This is a genomic window from Patiriisocius sp. 208BN25-11 (assembly GCF_058147145.1).
On record NZ_JBYVJY010000004.1, the window covers coordinates 204,413 to 222,727 of the forward strand.

Sequence of the window (18,315 nt, forward strand, 5' to 3'; positions counted from 1 at the left end):
CCTGCATAAATAGCATTTTTTAGTTTAAAAAAGAACCGCCCTGCATACCATTTATGGATACAAGGCGGTTACTAACCAACCAAAAACTTAGTCTTTTATTTGTCTAGAACTTGCTAATCTTTTTCATTGACTTTGCAATGTCCTTTTTTGAAATTCTTAATTTTCCTTCTCCAGCAGTTTTGTATTGAATGTATCCTCTACCTATAAATTCATAAGTGGTTCCAGAACTTGAATGATACATTTCAATAGTACTGTCGTTTATAACGCTCAATTCAAAATACTCATTGCCTAGGAAATCATAATCTAGTGTTAAATATTTCAAGTATTGAGTTCCCGGAACATCATCCACATTATAAATTCCTGTGTAGTCCCAGAAGATGTTATTAACGTCTGTTCCTGATCCATCTTGAGAGCTTAAGAAGTTTCCATCACCCCCGCCTGGTAAAAAGGCTACAAAATTCTCATTATCAAATTCGTTGATCGCTCCTTCTTGGCTTGTGTATACCTTCTCCCAAGTAACATACTCTTGTAAAAAGTAATGAATGTTATCATAAAACAATGCATTGTAATCAAAAGTATCTCTTTGGTATCCAATTAAAACATACGAAAGGTTTCGTGAGGTATTGTATAATTCTATTCTGTTAGCACTTAATTGGGTCACTTCAAATCTGTTAAATCCGTCAAGATCATGTGTAATATCTAATACAAAATTTCCTGTGTTGTAGTATCCTACATCGATTCCATATCCGTATCCTTGATCTCCAATACCTACCAAATTATTATTAGCGTGCAAGGTGCCATTTACAAATGAAACTGTAAACGCTTTTTGTAAAAATGGAATATACCCATTTCCTGATGTTTGATTAATATCTACATACCACAACTCATAAGAACCTAACAATTGTGACAAGGTAATTGATGGTGGTGGCGGTGTTGTGTTTGTATCTTCTACAATCACTGTTTCTGTATAACAAGAAACAAAGAACAAAGCTATAAAGCTATATACTAAAAGGTGTTTCATCGTTTTCATAATCTTGCGTTTTAAAGTTTCTGTTATTGAATTTTCATAAACTATGCCAAGATTATAAACGTATAAATATCAAATACTTAAGTGTTTGCTTCGGAAATTTTAAATAACAAAAAATAGTTTGGGGCACTTACATTTCGGCAGCAATGGAACTAAAAAGGTACACGCTCTTTACCCTAGAATTGTGTACATTTACATGAAGACTAAAAATCAAAAGAATGAAAGATTCACCAAAATTTGCAGTATTTGGAGGCGGTAGTTGGGCTACTGCTATTGTAAAAATGCTTTGCGAAAATCTGGATGAAGTGGGTTGGTATATGCGCAGTGTATATGCCATTGAGCATATAAAAAAAGAGCAACACAATCCTAATTATTTAAGTGCTGTAGAGTTTAAAACAAAAAAATTAAAACTCAGTAATGATATTAATGAAATGGTTGCATACGCAGACTATCTTATTTTTGTGATTCCCTCTGCATTTATACATCAAGAGTTAGAAAAACTTACCTTACCACTTGAGGGTAAAATTATATTTTCTGCAATTAAAGGAATTGTTCCAGAAAGTAGTTTAATCGTTGGAGACCATTTTAACACCCACCTCAATGTCGCGTTTGCAGATATTGGTGTTATTTCTGGACCCTGCCATGCCGAAGAAGTTGCACTAGAACGCCTTTCTTATTTAACCATTGCTTGCGCAGATGACACAAAAGCGAAACTAGTTGCAGACCGTCTTAGCTGTAAGTATATAAAATGTACCACTAGCGATGATGTAATGGGTACAGAATATGCAGCCATGTTAAAAAATATTTATGCCATCGCTGCTGGTATTGCCCACGGATTGGGCTATGGTGATAATTTCCAGAGTGTACTCATGAGCAATGCCATTCGTGAAATGAAACGTTATGTAAAAAAGGTACACAAAATGAAACGTGACATTAATGATTCTGCTTATTTAGGAGATTTATTAGTAACTGGTTACTCTGTGTTTAGTAGAAATAGAATGTTCGGAAATATGATCGGTAAAGGCTATACTGTAAAAAGCGCACAGCTTGAAATGAGCATGGTTGCAGAAGGATACTACGCTGCAAAAAGTGCCTATGCCTTAAACCAAATGAAGGGAGATCGAAAAGCTAAAACACCCATTATAAATGCTATTTACAGCATCTTATACGAAAACAAAGAGCCTAAAAAGGTATTTAAAAAATTAGCTGATAAACTAACCTAAGGTTACTTATCTAACTGCTTTAAATAATAACTAGGATAGATTTTAAACTTCTTGTAAAAAGCTTTAGAAAAGGATTCGCCACTCTTAAAACCGCTTTCTTCAGCAATAGCTTTGATTGTGTATTTTCTAAATTTTGGGTTGTTATTTATTTCGTTAATAGCAAAATCTACGCGCAACTCGTTAATGTATTGCGAAAAGTTCTTGTCTTTTTTTAAGTTTATAATTTTAGACAAGTAGGTAGAATTTGTATCAAAAGACTTTGCTACTTTGTTAAGTGTTAATTCTTTATTTCTGAAATGTTCTTTTGCTTCAAAAGATGCTAGTTGTTCCAATACCGCATCAATAATTTCGCTAGAAATATCTGTTGTTTGAGATTCTGATTTTAATTTAGCTAAAGGTATTTGTTGCATAGAACGCAATCTTTCAAACCTTTTCTTATAGGCTTGTTGGCGTTCTCTGTAGTATAACAATCCAATGATAGTGATGGCCAACAAACCAATTACCCACCATACTTTTTTACTCCAATCCTTATTGATTATTTTTAAATTACTAATCTCTTCATCTTTATCTTCTACTAACTTTGGAATAAAGTATCCATTATTTGTCTCAGCTTTAATTTTGTCTTTACGCTGTTCAATACTGGTACTAATTTCATTTAGTTTATATAAATATTCTAGCTGTTTTTTGGTGTTGTTATTGTCTTTGTAGTAGGTAAGCAGTAACTCATATACTTCAGGAAGTTCTGGCTGTATAATACTGTCTTTTATATAGGTGTCATCTATCTCTTTCAACAATTTGACACCTCTAGATTTATCTCCAGTAGTAATGTGATACTTCCCAAGATTGATGGTGAAATATCTAGGATATCTCGAATCAAAATACCTTCTAAAAGAATCTCCTTTTAACAGGCTATCTTTAGCAGAGCGCAACCTATTTTTAAGGAGTAGTGGCGCTGCTGTTTTTGATACAAATTCATGATACGCAATACTATCATTTACCGCCATAGCTTTTTCTATTCCTATGGAATAGTAGTGCAACGCGTCGTCTGGTTTTTTTAGTTGTACATAGTTTGCACCAATGTTTTTTAAGGTATTGAAATAGCTTTCGAGACCTTCTACAGTTTGGGTATCTTTTATAAGCTTAAATGTTAGAAAATCTGTCTCTAAACTTTCTTGATAATTTCCCCAAAGTCTATTGATTGCCGAGATGGTGTTTAAGGCAACAACTTGTTGTTCTTTGTTCTTTTTCTTTTTAGCAGATTGATACCCTAGAATTGCACTTTGTAAACTCCCCAAATAAATACCGTCATAAAACTGTAAATACGACTTATATAAGTACCCAATTGCTGGATAATCTCTATGGTCGCTATTGACGGAATAATGAACACAGCTATCTAATAATTGCAATGCTTCCTCTTTTTTTGAAACACGTGCCATCTGCTCATATCCCATACCCATATAGGTATATTTATTCTCTTCTTTTGCTTTTATAATAGTTGCTCTTGCAATTCTTTTTGCAGTAAGGGTATCCTCTATTTTTAAACTATAAAGTAATGATAAGTAATCATACGATTTAGATGCTAGATACGCATCGCTATACTCTTGCCCGTAAGCAAAAGTAGTGCAAAAAAATACCAGCAAGACGCTAAATGATCTCATATATAGGTTGGTTAAAAATACCTTCTATTCTTACCCTTGGAAAGGAAGCTATTTAAAAAAAGACTTTTTCAATAGTTTCATAAAAATAGCAATAATGTGAATGCCTTTTACATTTCAGAAACCAAAAAGGAGAAGAATACCTACAACCTCTTGTAGCATAAGGAAATAGAAGGAAATCTAGTGGTCTTGATTTATAAATATCGAGGTTTTACCCATTCATTATCTAGCCAAAACACCTTTATGTGGCATTACTGGAAGGGATACTGTATTGTCTTGAAGAATCGAATTTCGAGGAATTTCAAAGCGCTTATCATACATTTTGTTATCCCTAAAATACGTGATGGTAAAGAAGTTATCTAGTCCAAAAATACTCTCATCAATATACTCTACTTTAGCGTATCCTTTTGAAGGAATCATTTGTACTGTTTTACGCATTGGAGCCGTCATTTTGTCGTCTGTATATCCTTGCGCAATGATTAAAACAGTTTCTATGGGTGTTTGTCCATCATTGATTATATAGATGTTCCAATCGTGGGTATTGTAGTCTTCGTTAAACTCATACACAGCAGCAACGTAGACATCTTTTACTTCGGGTATATCTATATCTTTTCTCAAAAAGAATCTATTTAGTCTGCGCTTTTGAATTGTTCTAAGAAACGAGCATCGTTTTCACTTAACATACGTATGTCAGGAATTTGGTGCAGTAGCATGGCAATTCTATCGATTCCCATACCAAAGGCAAAACCACTATAAATTTCAGGATCGATACCACAGTTTTTAAGTACGTTAGGATCTACCATACCACAGCCCATAATTTCTAACCATCCGGTTCCTTTGGTGATTTTGTAATCGGTTTCGGTTTCTAATCCCCAATACACATCTACCTCTGCACTTGGCTCGGTAAACGGAAAATACGATGGTCGTAACCTAATTTTAGATTTCCCGAACATTTCTGTAGTAAAAAATTGAAGTGTTTGCTTTAAATCTGCAAAACTAACTCCTTTATCAACATACAATCCTTCTACCTGGTGGAAGAAACAGTGCGAACGAGCAGAAATGGCTTCATTTCTATACACACGCCCAGGAGAAATGGTTCTAATAGGTGGTTGGTTATCTTCCATATAACGCACCTGAACAGAACTGGTATGCGTACGCAACAAAACGTCTGGATTGGTTTGTACAAAGAAGGTATCCTGCATGTCTCTTGCAGGGTGGTATTCTGGTAAATTCAATGCCGTAAAATTATGCCAGTCGTCTTCAATTTCTGGACCTTCACTTACATTGAAACCTATGTTAGAGAAAATACTTGTAATCTTATTTTTAACGATAGATATTGGATGTCTAGATCCTAACACAATGGGTGCTCCAGGACGTGATAAATCACCATAAGCGCCTGCCGAATCCTGAGCATTATCTAAACTATCTTTAAGAATGGCTACCTTTTCTTGAGCAGCATTTTTTAAGGTGTTTACTACCTGTCCAAATTCCTTTTTTTGATCATTGGCAACATTCTTAAACTCTGCAAAAAACTCTTTTAAAAGTCCTTTACTCCCTAAGTACTTTATTCTAAAATCTTCTACTTCTGCCTGTGTGGCTGCAGTAAAAGCTTCTACTTGCGCAATGTGTCCTTTAATCTTATCTATCATTGTATAACTTTCAAGGTTGCAAAATTACAGAAAGTACTTCACATACCCTTCCATATTTTGATTAATCCTTTAGGCTTTTTGCTTATTCTATCACTTCTTTTTCTAAGAAATACTGCACCACTGCCTCTTTCATTAAAACACTTTGCTCCCCAGCTTTTAGTGGTGGTAATTGCTCTAAGATTTTATAATGAGGCCATCCTGCATCGTCAAAATATTCAAACTCATAATATCCAAAAGGCTCCAACAATCTGCATATGGCAATGTGCATTAAGTTCACCTTTTCGTCTTTTTTAAATTTTCGATGTAACTGTCCTAATTCTTGAACACCCACCAAATAAATAACGGCATCTAAATCTAAAGAATCTCCATCAGCAAAGCGATTGCTTAAAAAAGAAACCACTGCTTCCCATCGTTGTTTTAGTTGTTCGTCTCTTGCCATATATCCTTTTACTACAAAATTCTTATTTCATTAATATGTGACAAAGGTACTAGAACATGCCTCTTAATCGCTACTCAAATGAAGACTTTTCTATTCCAATTAAATTGTCTAAAATGAATCATTTCATGAATTGAAAAACAAGAATAGTGACTTCCTTCTAGTTTTTATATCTTTAAATCCAAAACAAACGGTTCATGAACATCATAGACATCATTCTTGGCATTATATTAATTTTTGCTTTTTATACAGGATTACGCAAAGGTCTTTTTGCAACGCTTGCTTCTTTAATTGGATTAATTGCTGGGGTTTATGGAGCTATTCACTTTTCGCATTTTGCGGCAAGTTTTTTAACAGGAGCACTAGACTGGTCAGAAGAAGCCATCAACCTAGCTGCCTTTGCTGTTACGTTTTTAATTATCCTAATAGTGATTACTATGGCAGGAAAATTACTCACAAAAATAGCCGATTTTGCCGCATTAGGTCTCATCAATAAACTATTGGGCGGACTCTTTAACGCATTAAAAATTGCCTTTATCGTAAGTGTACTATTTATGTTTGTAAATGCTTCTACCAATATTAGCGGATTGCTTATTCCAGAAGAAAAGAAGGAATCTTCACTATTGTACGAACCTATCGCTGCTATTGCACCTTTAGTACTCCCAAACATCTTAAATGAAGTAGACAAACTACAAGACCAAGATGAAAATCCTGAGACAGAGGGAGAATAAAAAATAGACCAAAAAAAAGTAGTCTTACTATTCAATATCTCTAAAAGACATCTTCAACATTAGCTTCTATGTAGACCATAGCTTCTTTATAATTTTTGAAGATTTTAAGTTCTGGTATTAAATCTGGGATAATATCGATGTTTTCCATCATCAATCTAGGTTGGTCCATGAGCTTAACAAGCAACACCTGAATATCATTCTGCTTTAGCCTTAACACTAAATCTTCCATAGCATACAATCCAGATTGATCCATATAAGGTACACGACCCATTCTTATAATAAGATGGGATGCAGTATCGGGAATTTGTTTTGCCAATTCTTGAAAATCACTTGTATTCGCAAAAAACAAAGGTCCAGCGATACGCTTTACAAACACTTCTTCTTTTAAGTTCCTCGGAAATGATAATTCATCTGCCCAGGGTCCATGTATTTCCTCATCTTCTTCTAGTGACATTATCTTAGAGCGACTCGCGGTAGAATCTCCAATCTTCTTCATGAAAATTATTGAAGCTAAAATAAGTCCAATACCCACGGCGTACACCAAGTCCCAAAATACAGACAACACCAAAACAACAAGCATGATGACAACTTCACTTCTAGGCATTTTAGGGATTGCTTTTAAGCCTTTATAATCCATAACTCCAATACCCACGGTAATTAAAATACCTGCTAATACAGCCGCTGGAATTTGAGAGGCAATAGGCCCTAATGCTAATAAAACTACTAATAACACAATGGCAGCAATCATACCCGATAGTTTGGTTGTTCCTCCACTATTGATATTCACTACTGTACGTATGGTCGCTCCTGCTCCAGGGATTCCTCCAAATACAGAAGCAATACTATTCCCGATTCCTTGTCCAATTAACTCTTGATTCGGATTGTGCTTTGTTTTGGTCATATTATCGGCTACTACAGAGGTTAGTAGCGAATCAATAGCTCCTAAAAATGCCAAGGTTAAAGCCGTAAATATATAAGGTGAAATTTGCCCAAACTTAAAGTTTGTAAACATTTCAAAATGCGGAATTGGAAACCCAGAAGGTATTTCTTGTATGGGGCGATAGTCTAGTTTTAAAAAATAAGCAGTTAAACTTACTACTAACAATGCTACTAAAGTACTTGGGACTTTTGTCGTTATTTTTTTAAAGCCAAAAATGATAATAATAGTAGCCATGGCAAGAATAAACTCTAACCAATTAACTTGTTGCAACGCACTTGGGAATCTCTTTATAGCTCCTAGTACCCCTGATCCAGCAGATTTAGCCAATATAGTAGCCTCTGCATTAATTTCTTCAGGGGTAATTTTTTCTGCACGAGACACTGTTTCTTTAAAATCTTCTAAGACCAAAATACCTTCTCCCGCCTCTTCTTTTAATATTTTATCCAAAAGAACCTCTTCTGCTTGTGGTTTAAAGGAGGTGATAAATTCTGTATCATCTGTGGTGTAATAGCCTACCATTGGAAGTAACTGCGTTACTAATATGATGACACCAATAGCTGTCATAAATCCTGAAACCACTGGATAAGGAATATATTTTATATACTTCCCTAACCCAAGCACCCCAAGGCCTACCTGAAATAATCCAGCTAATAAAAACACTAACAATATATACGGAAGCGCCTTTTCTACATCCCCATCATTGGCGGCTATAATTCCGGCAATGATTACCATAGAAACAGCTGTCATTGGAGCGGTAGGTCCAGATATTTGTGTATTTGTTCCTCCAAAAAGAGAAGCAAAAAACCCAATCAAAATCGCGCCATATAATCCCGCACTTGGACCAAGTCCAGATTGTACCCCAAAGGCCAATGCTAAAGGTAATGCTACGATTCCTGCAGTGAGTCCGCCAAAAAGATTTCCTTGAAGGTTAGTAAAAATATTTTTAAACATATAAAAGATTTATTAAGGGTCTTATCAACTAAGATAGTAAAAATTACCATCCTAAAGAGCGACTTAAGGAATTTGAAGTATAAATATCACAACTTCTTTAGGTCTGATGCTGGTATCCAACCATCCTTCCCATTGGCAATACTAATTCGAAGCCAATTACCATCGGTTTCAAGAATTTGAACTTTAGTCCCTTCGTGTAAAGTAAATGCAGTATTGCTATTTAGTTTAGGCTCGGCTTTAATCTCAGTTTCTTTAGCAAAAACAATTGCAGGTTGGTCTTTTTGAACATCACTATAGGTCATGTACGCCATTGTAAATGCTGCCAAACAAAATACAACACACAAAAGAGACAAGGTAAAAAACAGTCGTTTTCTGTTTTCTTGACTCACAAAGTAATACACTAAAAAAAGCAATACAAAAGCACTTGAGAAAATAACAGATAGCAGTGCCCATCCATCATAATGAAATAAGCTGGCTACACTGGTATACCATTTAGAAAAAACAGATTTTGGAAGGGGTGCTATAGCATCTATTCTTGCATTCTCTGCAAAGGCTAGATTGGTCTTAATTTCACTATCGTTTGGAGCTAGCTGTAAGGCTTTTTCGTAATAAAAAATGGAAGGTCCAACCTCATTCAACTTATAATGCGCATTGGCAAGATTGAAATATAATGCAGCACTATGATTGCCATTGTCTAGAATTTTTTTCCAATTCTGGATAGCCTGAACATACTGTTCTGCCTTGTAGTTTGCTTTCCCTTGATCAAACAACGCACTATCTTGCGCACTCCCCAAGGTAGCGATACACAACATGCAAAATGTAAGCAGTTTTTTCATCTTTTAATGGTGTTGTAATTGTTTGTCAATTGCAGAAATGGTGGTCACCGCCTTCTCATAGTCTTGCTTCATAGTCGCCGAACTTGCAGGCGTGTATCTCGCAAACTCGCAACTTTTTAATAAGCTTTCAAAATCGGCAACTGGTGCTGATGCAACACTTTTTTCGGTCAGTAAACTTGTAATGCGTTCTTTACTCATCTCACTAGTTTCTATAGACAATTTCGCTTTTAAATAATTGTGCAACGAACGTTCTAGGGCTTCATAAAACACAACTTTGTCACCCATATTCTTCTTAGCATTGGCCAAGTATTTACGCGCCATTTTATTGGCTTTTCGTACTTTATTTCCAGCAATATCTGCGCGCATTGCAGTACGTTTTCTACCTCCTAATATAAAAATTGGAATCAGTAGTAAGGGTCCCCCCAACAAACCCCAAAACAAATCAGATTTAAAGAAAGAAACAGTCTCTTTGGGTTGCAAATCTGCACTAGATTTAATGTACTTAAAGTTTTCTTCGGAAATATTAACGGCTTCGGTAGTGGTTCCTGCAATAGCTGTTTCTGGCTCTGTAACGGGACCATTCTCAACATTGATTACAATTTCTGAAGACGCTATTTGTTCATAGCTTTCTGTTTTCGGATTAAAATAAGAAAACGATATAGGACGAATAGGATAGGTCCCTTTGTATTGTGGCACTACTGTATAGTTTTCAGAAATATATCCGCTAATTCCTGAAGCTCTGGTGCGTAAGCGCTCGTTGCGTTCTGGCTCATAAACCTCTAAGGTATTTGGCACTTTTAAACTAGGTAATGTAAGGGTGTTTAAGTTTCCTGATCCAGATACTGTGGTTGTTAACTCTAATGCTTCGTTGGCGTCTAATGTTGTCTTATTTGCCTTCACATTAAATTGAAATTCTCCAACTGCTCCTGTAAAATTATCAGGTTTCCCTTCTAGTGGTAATGGTTTTACAGTAATCGTTCTTCTACCCGCCGAAATAGTTTTATTGACTCTAGTTGAGAGTGTTCTTCCAAAAATATTACGTCGTGTACCTGGTACGTCAATAGGTACATCTAAGGTGAGTGGTTCTATTTCAAATTTCCCTGTTTTTTGAGGATAGAGTACCGTGGTTCTTAAAATAACATAGCGGTAGTCTTCTCCTTTGTATTTCCCTTCAAATACATCAAATTTCTGACTGTCGATATTCTTGCTCCAAAAATCGGCATAACGAGGAGCATCTAATTCTCGCCACTGACTGGTAATACTTACATCTTTAGAAACATACAATTTATACGTCACTGTAATGCGCTCGTTGAGATAGGGGTTCGATTTTGAAATCTCTGCAACCAAATGCACATTATCTTCGGCAATAATTTCTGGATTGTTTCCTTCCCCGTTCGATGGTGTTTTAACAGCTGCTGTAACTTGAATATCCACTGGAGTAGTAGAATATGTTTTCCCTTTTATCACAATAGAAGCTTGCCCAATTCGAGCCTTTCCTCTCTTAAGAGGCGATAAAAAATAGGAATAGGATTTTGAATAGGTACGCTTACCGTTAATGTAAGAATTACTAATGGATTGATTAGGGCCTCCTACCACTCTAAAGCCTTCAAAACTGGGTGGACTAAAATTATCTCCATCGGCATTCATCGTGAAATCAACACGCAAACGCTCATTGGTGCCTAATTTTTTCTTACTCACTTTGGCTTTAAAAGTAACTTGGGCACTTGCCGTAAAAGCAAATGCTAGAAACGACAGTACAAACAATATGTGTTTCCATTGTTTCATGTTACCAATCCTTTTCAGATTTTACTTTTGCGCCTTTTTGCTTTTTGGCATTTATTTTATCCTGAACTTTCTTCTCTTCGTTGTTCATGGACTCTAACAAGTTCTTCACTTCTTGAGGGGATAGTTTTCCTGGCGTAGGCTGTTGCTCCTGTTGGTCGCCTTTTCCTTGCTCATCTTTAGGGTCTTTAGGCTCGTCAGGCTTGCCTTTATCATCTTCTTGATCTCCTTTTTTGTCTTTGTCTTCTTGATCGCCTTTGTCTTCATTCTCTTGATCCTCTTTATCGTCTCCGTCCTTCTTATCTTGGTTCTCTTGATCTTTTTGATCTTGCTTATCCTGATCGTCCTTCTGGTCTTTATCTTGGTCTTTATTATCGTCATCTCCTCCTCCTTGCGGCGGATTCTTTTCTAACAAGTCTTTTGCCAAGGCTAAATTATAGCGGCTTTCATCGTCTGTTGGATTGTTACGCAATGCATTTTTATAAGCCTCTACGGCACCAGCATAGTCTTTTTTATTCATTAAAGAATTTCCAAGGTTATGGAATGCTTGATGGCGTTCTGGTTTTGTTGTCGCTGTAGTAGCCGCCTTAGCAAAACGCGACAGCGCCTCGTCATTTTTGTTACTTTGATAATAGGCGTTTCCTAAGTTATAGTTCCCGGTTGCCTTTTTTTCTTCTATTGAAATTGCCTTTCTATACGAAGCTTCTCCCTCCACAAATTGTTCTTTTTGCATGGCTTGTGCTCCATCACTTAAATACACCGCTGCTTCTTTAGCGTCTTTTTGTACTTGATCTAAAGCTTCGGTTTGCGCCGATAGAGGCGCAACGAACAAGAACAACAGCGCCATTAAGCGAACACAAGGTGCCGCTCTAAAATTTCCGAAGATATGCTTTATATGTGCTGAAATATGCTTCACTACATTGTTTTTTTCTGATTAAACAAGTTGAGTTTATTGATCCATTTGGTTTTGCGTTCTAGTAAAAACACGTCGAGTAATAATAATAGTAAAGCGCCTGCCAAAAACCACTGAAACTGGTCTTTGAAATCTGAAAACTGCTTGGCATCAAACTCTTTCTTGTCCATACCTCCCAAAATATTTTGCACCTGCTCCACCACTTCTTTTGTGTTTGAACCATTGATATAGGTTCCTTCGGCGGCTTCGGCAATTTCTACAAGCGAGGTCTTATTTAATCGCGTAATAACTACCTCATTATTTTGATCTCTTTTGTAGGATTGTACCACTCCATTTCGTTTGATAGGAATTCTATCTCCCTTTTCGGTCCCCACACCAATGGTGTAAATTTTAATTCCTTTTTCGTTGGCTTGCTCGGCAATGGCAGCATAATCTCCTTCATGATCTTCGCCATCACTTATTATAAACAAGACCCTGTTCTTTTGCTCGATATCATTGTAATAGGTCTCTGCCATTTGAATAGCTTCGGTCATGGCGGTTCCTTGAGAACTTACCATACTCGTATTCATCCCAGACAAAAACAAACGAGCCGATGAAAAATCTGTGGTAATGGGCACCTGCGGAAAAGCACTTCCTGCATAGCCAATAATCCCAATTCGATCTCCAGCGAGGGTATTGATAATTTGATTAACCAGCTGTTTTGATTTCTCTAAACGGTTGGGCGCAATATCTTCTGCTAGCATACTTTTTGAAACATCTAATGCAAAAACCACATCGACTCCTTCACGTTTTACAGTTTCTAATTTGGTTCCAATTTTAGGATTTACAAGACCAAAACTTAAACAAGCAATTGCCAAACACACCACCAAGACTTTAAGCACTCCTTTAAAGTTTGATTTGCTCGGACTTAGCACTTCTAAGAGTTTTTTATTTGCAAAAGTTTTCTGAGCGCGCTTCTTCCATACCAAAACCAACATGTACAGCACAATAACTACCGGAATAGCGAATAGCACGTAAAAATATATGGGTTGTTCTAATTGGTACATTTCTTTTTAGTCTTTGGTCTTTGGCGAAAGCGTTTATACATTTTAACTTATAAACTCATAAACACTTCAACACCTAATCTTTTTTATTAAATAAAACTTCTAAACACAGTATAGCGCAATAACAATTCGAATAAAAACAAGCTTAATGCCAGCAGTGCCCATGGTCTGTAAAGCTCTGTGTAATTGGTGTATTTAAATTCTTCTATATCTGTTTTTTCTAATTCGTTAATCTCGGTATAAATTTGTTCTAGTCTGGTATTATTTGTCGCTCTAAAATACTTTCCTCCTGTTGTTTTGGCAATTTCTTTTAAGAGGGTTTCATCAATCTCTACTTGTTGCATCCCGTATTGAAATCCGCCATCGGGTCGAATCCCGATGGGACTTTGTGCCATTCCGTTGGTTCCTAAACCGATAGTATATACTTTAATTTCAAACTCCTGCGCTAATTCACTTGCAATTTTAGGATCTATAAACCCAGTGTTGTTTACACCATCTGTTAGCAGTATAATAACTTTACTTTTTGCTCTACTTTCTTTCAATCTATTGACCGAAGTCGCTAATCCAGAACCAATGGCGGTTCCTCCTTCGATAATAGTATTATACTCGATGCTTTTTAGAGACGCTAATACAATACTCTTATCACTTGTTAGTGGTGTTTTGGTATAGCTTTCTCCTGCATACTCTACCAAACCAATACGGTCTGAAATTCGATCACGAATAAATCTTGCTGCTACGCTTTTAAGTGCTTTTAGTCTGTTAGGCTTTAAATCTCTTGCCAACATACTCGCCGAAACATCTATCGCCATGACAATATCGATCCCTTTGTTACTTACGGTACGCGTGGTCTCATCTACAGTCCTAGGGCGCGTCATTGCCACAATAATAGCTGCTAGGGCTAATAAACGCAGCAAATACACTAATGGGCGTAGCTTTGCCAACCAATTTTTTGATGTTTTAAATCCCTTAACACTCGACATTTTTAACGAGGCTGTATGCTTTTTTCGTTTCAAAAAATACCATAGCGCTACCACTGGAAGTATGGCAAACAACCAGAATAACTGTGGATTTACAAATTCGAAATTACTTAGCATTTTTTGGAGTTTTGTTTTGTGCTTGTTTATTTATAGGCACTTCTATAGAATTGATAATACGTTCTTTTATTTGGTTGGCATACTCGGCATCTCTTTCAAATACAATCGTTACCATTTGCACGGCATTTTCTTGATCAAAGACCAACATTTCATAGGCCATTTTATCTTCGGAAATGTTCCCGTTCGATAGCTTTAGGTTGAAATCACCAAAGGCTTTTAATCCTTTTAGTCCTTCTTCTGAAGAGAAAGACTCTCTCTTTACAACGAGGTTCAATGCACCACCTTCTTCAATCAATGCTAATGCAGATTCAAGTGCAGCATCTAAATCAATGTTTTGTTTTTCTTGAGATTCTTGCGGCGGAACACCTTGCGCTTGAGGCGCTTGTTCTTTCAATTTGGTCACCGAAAGACCCACATACATTTCGTCACCAATAGCACCCGACTGAAAAACACTTGCACTTTCAATAGCACTTTGAGCATCCGGCTGAATAGCTACCTCTTGTCGCACTAAAATATCTGGAGTTTCTATCACAAGACCAGGTGCACCGTATTCACTTTTATACCAGCGACCGTTTAAAGAATCTTTCAATGAATTTCCAAATACGGTTTCTTTTAAGGTTCCAAATCCGTAGAGACTTGAAAACACAGCTCCAGCTAGTACTAATAATAAAACAATACTAGATCCGACCAACACGATCTTTCTTCTCAACTTCTTCTTTTGCAAAGCTTCTCGATACAAGGCGTCTTGTAACAGCTCTTCCTCGGTAGGTTCAGGAATTGCTTCGTGGGTATGATTGATAATTTGCTCTACAGCATTTCTATCGGCTTCTGCTTGTCCAGAGGCCTGCTGCATTTTGGCAAACTTTACCAAATCGGCACGCTTTAAAATAGCGTCTAATTGTTTAATGTCTCCAACTTCAAAATCGAAATTTCCAGATTTCTTTAATTCCTGAAGTCGTTCAATCAATTCTTCTGTGGTGCTTTCTAGTGCGGCATCATCTACTTCTCGGTCTAGATATCTTTTTACAATTTCGGTAAGTAACGAATAGTATTCTTTTGATTTGTTTTGCAATAAATACTCAGATTTATCTAATGCCTGCAATGCTTCTAAGGCTTCTTCGTAGGGTGGTAATTGCTTTTGGGCTTCAGCCTTTTTCTTTTTGCGTCTCAAGAAATACCAAATAGCAGCAGCAATAAGTAGTACTAGAAGGAGCCAATATAAGATGCGGGATATTTCAAATGGAGGCTTCTCAATAGCCACCACTGGTTTGATATCAAACATTTTCTGTTTTGTGGTATCTACCACTACATCACGTACCTCAACTTGAATAGAATCTGATAAGTAAAACTTGTTATTAAAAATGATTTTTTGACGCGGTATGGTATAGCTCCCAGAATCAAACTGTGTAAGGCCGTATTCCTTTCTATATTTTATTTTAGAATTGGTATAACTTGTGTCTGTTGCATAACTTTCAATTACCTCTAATGGCAAAAAGGTTTGCTGATCTGGAAACACTACTAAATCTGTAGTATCGGCTTCAATTTCAAATTGAATACGCAGCTCTTCTCCAATTTTTATGGAAGTCGTATCTACTTGTGTTGTGACTTGTGCTGTTGCAGAAAAACAAAGAAATAGCAACAGCGCTCCTAATATTTTGGAGTGTTGTTTTAAAATTTCTATGTTGTTATTTGTTTTCAATTTGTAATCTTGTTTTCCCTTCAACACATTCCCGACCCTAAAGGGTGGTGTTGAAGCTCTGTATTGTTTTATAGACTTGTTTATCTTCTCTTAAAATATCCTAATAATTTTTTTACATAGCTTTCATCTACCCTACACGCAATGGCACCTGCGCCACTTTTGGTAAAGGCATCTTGATAGTAGGCAACGCGTTCTTTATGGTAGGCAGCATAATGATTTCTCACTGCTTTTGAGCCTGTATGTACGAGCATAGATTCTCCTGTTTCTTCGTCTTCCATTTGCACCATTCCTAGATTGGGCATGGATTCTTCTCTTCTATCATAAACACGTATTCCAGTAACATCATGTTTGCCGGCTACAATTTTAAGTGTGTCTTTATAATCCTCTGCCATAAAATCTGAAAGCACAAATACAATGGCTTTCTTTTTCATTACATTGGTAAGGTATTTTAAGGCCTGACTAATATCTGTTTTCTTACTAGAAGGTTTAAATTCTAGTAATTCTCTAATGATTCTAAGAATATGCGATTTCCCTTTTTTAGGAGGCACAAACAGTTCTATTTGATCTGTAAACAAAATGATGCCGACTTTATCATTGTTTTGCATAGCAGAAAACGCCAATGTGGCTACAATCTCTGTAATGATTTCATTTTTAAATTGCGCATCGGTTCCAAAAAACTCAGATCCGCTGATGTCAGCCATGAGCATTAGAGTAAGCTCACGTTCTTCTTCAAATACTTTTATGTAAGGCTCATTATAACGCGCCGTTACATTCCAGTCGATGTTTCTCACATCGTCTCCATATTGGTATTGACGCACTTCACTAAAGGTCATACCGCGACCCTTAAACGTACTATGGTACTCGCCACCAAAAACATGATCGCTCAAGCGACGTGTTTTGATTTCGATTTTTCGTACTTTTTTTAAGAGTTCTTTTGTATCCATTATCTAGTGTGCAGTAACAGTATTCAGTGTTCAGTGGGCTCAATAATATACAGTAGTCTTGTTCACTAGGCAATAGTATATACTGCAAACTGCTACTGTATACTGGGTACTGAATTAAGGTACTTCAATAACATTTACAATTTTGTTAATGATGTCTTCGGTGGTTACGTTTTCAGCTTCAGCTTCGTAGGTAATACCAATTCTGTGACGTAACACATCGTGTACAACGGCACGAACATCTTCTGGCACTACATAGCCTCTTCTTTTAATGAAGGCGTAGCATTTTGCTGCAATAGCAAGGTTGATACTTCCACGTGGAGATGCTCCGTTATTGATAAGTGGAGCTAATTCTGCAAGCTTATAATTTTCTGGAGTACGAGTAGCAAAAATGATATCTAAAATATATTTCTCAATCTTTTCGTCCATGTATACTTCACGCACTGCAGATTGCGCTCGTAAAATTTGGTCAATAGTAACTACTGGGTTAATCTTTTCAAATCCTCCCGAAAGATTTTGGCGAATAATTAATTGTTCGTCTTCTAAGGTTGGGTATTTGATCACCGTTTTTAGCATAAAACGATCCACCTGAGCTTCTGGTAACGGATAGGTTCCTTCTTGTTCGATTGGATTTTGAGTTGCCATTACTAAAAATGGCTTGTCTAATGTAAAGGTGGTGTCACCAATAGTAACCTGCTTTTCCTGCATGGCTTCTAAGAGTGCCGACTGAACTTTAGCTGGTGCCCTGTTAATCTCATCCGCCAATACAAAGTTGGCAAAAATAGGCCCCTTTTTTATGCTAAAATCATTTTCTTTCATGTTGTAAATCAAAGTACCTACAACATCGGCTGGTAATAAGTCTGGTGTAAATTGCACACGGCTAAAACTACCATGCACTGCTTTAGAAAGCGTGTTAATGGCTAATGTTTTTGCTAATCCTGGCACCCCTTCTAATAAGATGTGTCCTTGCCCTAACAAGCCAATAAGCAATCGCTCTACCATGTGTTTTTGGCCTACGATCACTTTGTTCATTTCCATAGTGAGAATGTCTACAAATGCACTTTCTTTTTCAATTTTCTCATTCAATGCGCCAATATCTGTAGGCGTCGCTATTTGTTCCATAGTACTATTTTTCTAAACTAAATTTATATTCTAATAACTAGTAATTTTTTGCGGTATTACAAAAGAAACGTTAATAAGTGTTAACGACAATACTAAGGACGAAATCTTAGTGACGAAGTTACGCTAATTTCCGTTCATTTTCCTGCGGGGATAAATGTAAGGTATCTAGCGTTTCATGTCAAGTCTCTTAATAAAATTTTATGACTGTTTTTTTTCCTTTTTAGAACGTACATTTGTGTATTAATATCTGAAATTTTAGTGACCCACTAACAT

16 protein-coding genes are annotated in these 18,315 nt (G+C 36.5%); 2 read left to right on the forward strand and 14 right to left on the reverse strand.

Features of this window, described 5'->3' with window-relative positions; genetic code table 11:
* Positions 1-103: 103 nt before the first annotated feature.
* Positions 104-1,030 carry a nicotinic acid mononucleotide adenyltransferase gene (locus tag ACY2RS_RS07470; protein WP_490098005.1) on the reverse strand — a complete coding sequence of 309 codons (927 nt, stop codon included), beginning with the start codon at positions 1,028-1,030 and terminating at the stop codon, positions 104-106.
* 215 nt (positions 1,031-1,245) lie between these two features.
* On the opposite strand from ACY2RS_RS07470, the gene ACY2RS_RS07475 reads away from it, so the two are divergent.
* Positions 1,246-2,250 carry an NAD(P)H-dependent glycerol-3-phosphate dehydrogenase gene (locus tag ACY2RS_RS07475; protein ID WP_490098006.1) on the forward strand — a complete coding sequence of 335 codons (1,005 nt, stop codon included), beginning with the start codon at positions 1,246-1,248 and terminating at the stop codon, positions 2,248-2,250.
* 2 nt (positions 2,251-2,252) lie between these two features.
* Here ACY2RS_RS07475 and ACY2RS_RS07480 read toward each other — a convergent pair whose 3' ends face one another.
* The 4 genes from ACY2RS_RS07480 to ACY2RS_RS07495 all read right to left on the reverse strand — a co-directional run bounded on the left by ACY2RS_RS07480 (position 2,253) and on the right by ACY2RS_RS07495 (position 5,993).
* Positions 2,253-3,908: a helix-turn-helix domain-containing protein gene (locus ACY2RS_RS07480; protein WP_490098007.1), complete on the reverse strand. Its 1,656-nt coding sequence runs from the start codon at positions 3,906-3,908 to the stop codon at positions 2,253-2,255.
* A 219-nt stretch (positions 3,909-4,127) separates the two neighbouring features.
* Positions 4,128-4,523: a hypothetical protein gene (locus ACY2RS_RS07485; RefSeq protein WP_490098008.1), complete on the reverse strand. Its 396-nt coding sequence runs from the start codon at positions 4,521-4,523 to the stop codon at positions 4,128-4,130.
* Between the two features lie 11 nt (positions 4,524-4,534).
* Positions 4,535-5,554, reverse strand: a complete 1,020-nt coding sequence (gene pheS, locus ACY2RS_RS07490; protein WP_490098009.1) for a phenylalanine--tRNA ligase subunit alpha — start codon at positions 5,552-5,554, stop codon at positions 4,535-4,537.
* 82 nt (positions 5,555-5,636) lie between these two features.
* Positions 5,637-5,993 carry a hypothetical protein gene (locus ACY2RS_RS07495; RefSeq protein ID WP_490098010.1) on the reverse strand — a complete coding sequence of 119 codons (357 nt, stop codon included), beginning with the start codon at positions 5,991-5,993 and terminating at the stop codon, positions 5,637-5,639.
* Positions 5,994-6,187: 194 nt separating this feature from the next.
* Between ACY2RS_RS07495 and ACY2RS_RS07500 the strand changes: the two genes are divergently transcribed.
* Positions 6,188-6,721 carry a CvpA family protein gene (locus tag ACY2RS_RS07500; RefSeq protein WP_490098011.1) on the forward strand — a complete coding sequence of 178 codons (534 nt, stop codon included), beginning with the start codon at positions 6,188-6,190 and terminating at the stop codon, positions 6,719-6,721.
* Positions 6,722-6,761: 40 nt separating this feature from the next.
* Here ACY2RS_RS07500 and ACY2RS_RS07505 read toward each other — a convergent pair whose 3' ends face one another.
* The 9 genes from ACY2RS_RS07505 to ACY2RS_RS07545 form a co-directional block, all read right to left on the reverse strand.
* Positions 6,762-8,612: a SulP family inorganic anion transporter gene (locus ACY2RS_RS07505; protein WP_490098012.1), complete on the reverse strand. Its 1,851-nt coding sequence runs from the start codon at positions 8,610-8,612 to the stop codon at positions 6,762-6,764.
* A gap of 86 nt (positions 8,613-8,698) precedes the next feature.
* Positions 8,699-9,448 (reverse strand): SH3 domain-containing protein, encoded by a 750-nt coding sequence (locus tag ACY2RS_RS07510; protein ID WP_490098013.1) that lies wholly within the window; start codon positions 9,446-9,448, stop codon positions 8,699-8,701.
* A 3-nt stretch (positions 9,449-9,451) separates the two neighbouring features.
* Positions 9,452-11,233 carry a BatD family protein gene (locus ACY2RS_RS07515; RefSeq protein ID WP_490098014.1) on the reverse strand — a complete coding sequence of 594 codons (1,782 nt, stop codon included), beginning with the start codon at positions 11,231-11,233 and terminating at the stop codon, positions 9,452-9,454.
* Position 11,234: 1 nt separating this feature from the next.
* Positions 11,235-12,146: a tetratricopeptide repeat protein gene (locus ACY2RS_RS07520; protein WP_490098015.1), complete on the reverse strand. Its 912-nt coding sequence runs from the start codon at positions 12,144-12,146 to the stop codon at positions 11,235-11,237.
* Positions 12,146-13,189: a vWA domain-containing protein gene (locus ACY2RS_RS07525; protein WP_490098016.1), complete on the reverse strand. Its 1,044-nt coding sequence runs from the start codon at positions 13,187-13,189 to the stop codon at positions 12,146-12,148. Before ACY2RS_RS07525 ends, ACY2RS_RS07520 begins: the two co-directional genes overlap by 1 nt.
* A gap of 86 nt (positions 13,190-13,275) precedes the next feature.
* Complete coding sequence (locus ACY2RS_RS07530; protein WP_490098017.1) at positions 13,276-14,280, reverse strand: vWA domain-containing protein; 1,005 nt, start codon at positions 14,278-14,280, stop codon at positions 13,276-13,278.
* The gene (locus ACY2RS_RS07535; protein WP_490098018.1) at positions 14,270-15,979 is read right to left on the reverse strand and encodes a BatD family protein; all 1,710 of its coding nucleotides are present in this window, start codon (positions 15,977-15,979) and stop codon (positions 14,270-14,272) included. The genes ACY2RS_RS07530 and ACY2RS_RS07535 overlap by 11 nt, the downstream gene beginning before the upstream one ends.
* 80 nt (positions 15,980-16,059) lie before the next feature.
* On the reverse strand, positions 16,060-16,923 hold the full coding sequence (locus ACY2RS_RS07540; protein WP_490098019.1) for a DUF58 domain-containing protein: 864 nt from the start codon (positions 16,921-16,923) through the stop codon (positions 16,060-16,062).
* A gap of 114 nt (positions 16,924-17,037) precedes the next feature.
* A complete protein-coding gene (locus ACY2RS_RS07545) occupies positions 17,038-18,042 on the reverse strand; it encodes an AAA family ATPase (protein WP_490098020.1) in 1,005 nt (334 codons plus the stop codon).
* Positions 18,043-18,315 lie beyond the last annotated feature (273 nt).

What these genes read in the sequence shown, in the direction of transcription:
- ACY2RS_RS07470 (WP_490098005.1), bottom strand. Translation starts at nt 1,030, where the DNA reads ATGAAAACGATGAAACACCTTTTAGTATATAGCTTTATAGCTTTGTTC.
- ACY2RS_RS07475 (WP_490098006.1), top strand. Translation starts at nt 1,246, where the DNA reads ATGAAAGATTCACCAAAATTTGCAGTATTTGGAGGCGGTAGTTGGGCT.
- ACY2RS_RS07480 (WP_490098007.1), bottom strand. Translation starts at nt 3,908, where the DNA reads ATGAGATCATTTAGCGTCTTGCTGGTATTTTTTTGCACTACTTTTGCT.
- pheS (WP_490098009.1), bottom strand. Translation starts at nt 5,554, where the DNA reads ATGATAGATAAGATTAAAGGACACATTGCGCAAGTAGAAGCTTTTACT.
- ACY2RS_RS07495 (WP_490098010.1), bottom strand. Translation starts at nt 5,993, where the DNA reads ATGGCAAGAGACGAACAACTAAAACAACGATGGGAAGCAGTGGTTTCT.
- ACY2RS_RS07500 (WP_490098011.1), top strand. Translation starts at nt 6,188, where the DNA reads ATGAACATCATAGACATCATTCTTGGCATTATATTAATTTTTGCTTTT.
- ACY2RS_RS07505 (WP_490098012.1), bottom strand. Translation starts at nt 8,612, where the DNA reads ATGTTTAAAAATATTTTTACTAACCTTCAAGGAAATCTTTTTGGCGGA.
- ACY2RS_RS07510 (WP_490098013.1), bottom strand. Translation starts at nt 9,448, where the DNA reads ATGAAAAAACTGCTTACATTTTGCATGTTGTGTATCGCTACCTTGGGG.
- ACY2RS_RS07515 (WP_490098014.1), bottom strand. Translation starts at nt 11,233, where the DNA reads ATGAAACAATGGAAACACATATTGTTTGTACTGTCGTTTCTAGCATTT.
- ACY2RS_RS07525 (WP_490098016.1), bottom strand. Translation starts at nt 13,189, where the DNA reads ATGTACCAATTAGAACAACCCATATATTTTTACGTGCTATTCGCTATT.
- ACY2RS_RS07530 (WP_490098017.1), bottom strand. Translation starts at nt 14,280, where the DNA reads ATGCTAAGTAATTTCGAATTTGTAAATCCACAGTTATTCTGGTTGTTT.
- ACY2RS_RS07540 (WP_490098019.1), bottom strand. Translation starts at nt 16,923, where the DNA reads ATGGATACAAAAGAACTCTTAAAAAAAGTACGAAAAATCGAAATCAAA.
- ACY2RS_RS07545 (WP_490098020.1), bottom strand. Translation starts at nt 18,042, where the DNA reads ATGGAACAAATAGCGACGCCTACAGATATTGGCGCATTGAATGAGAAA.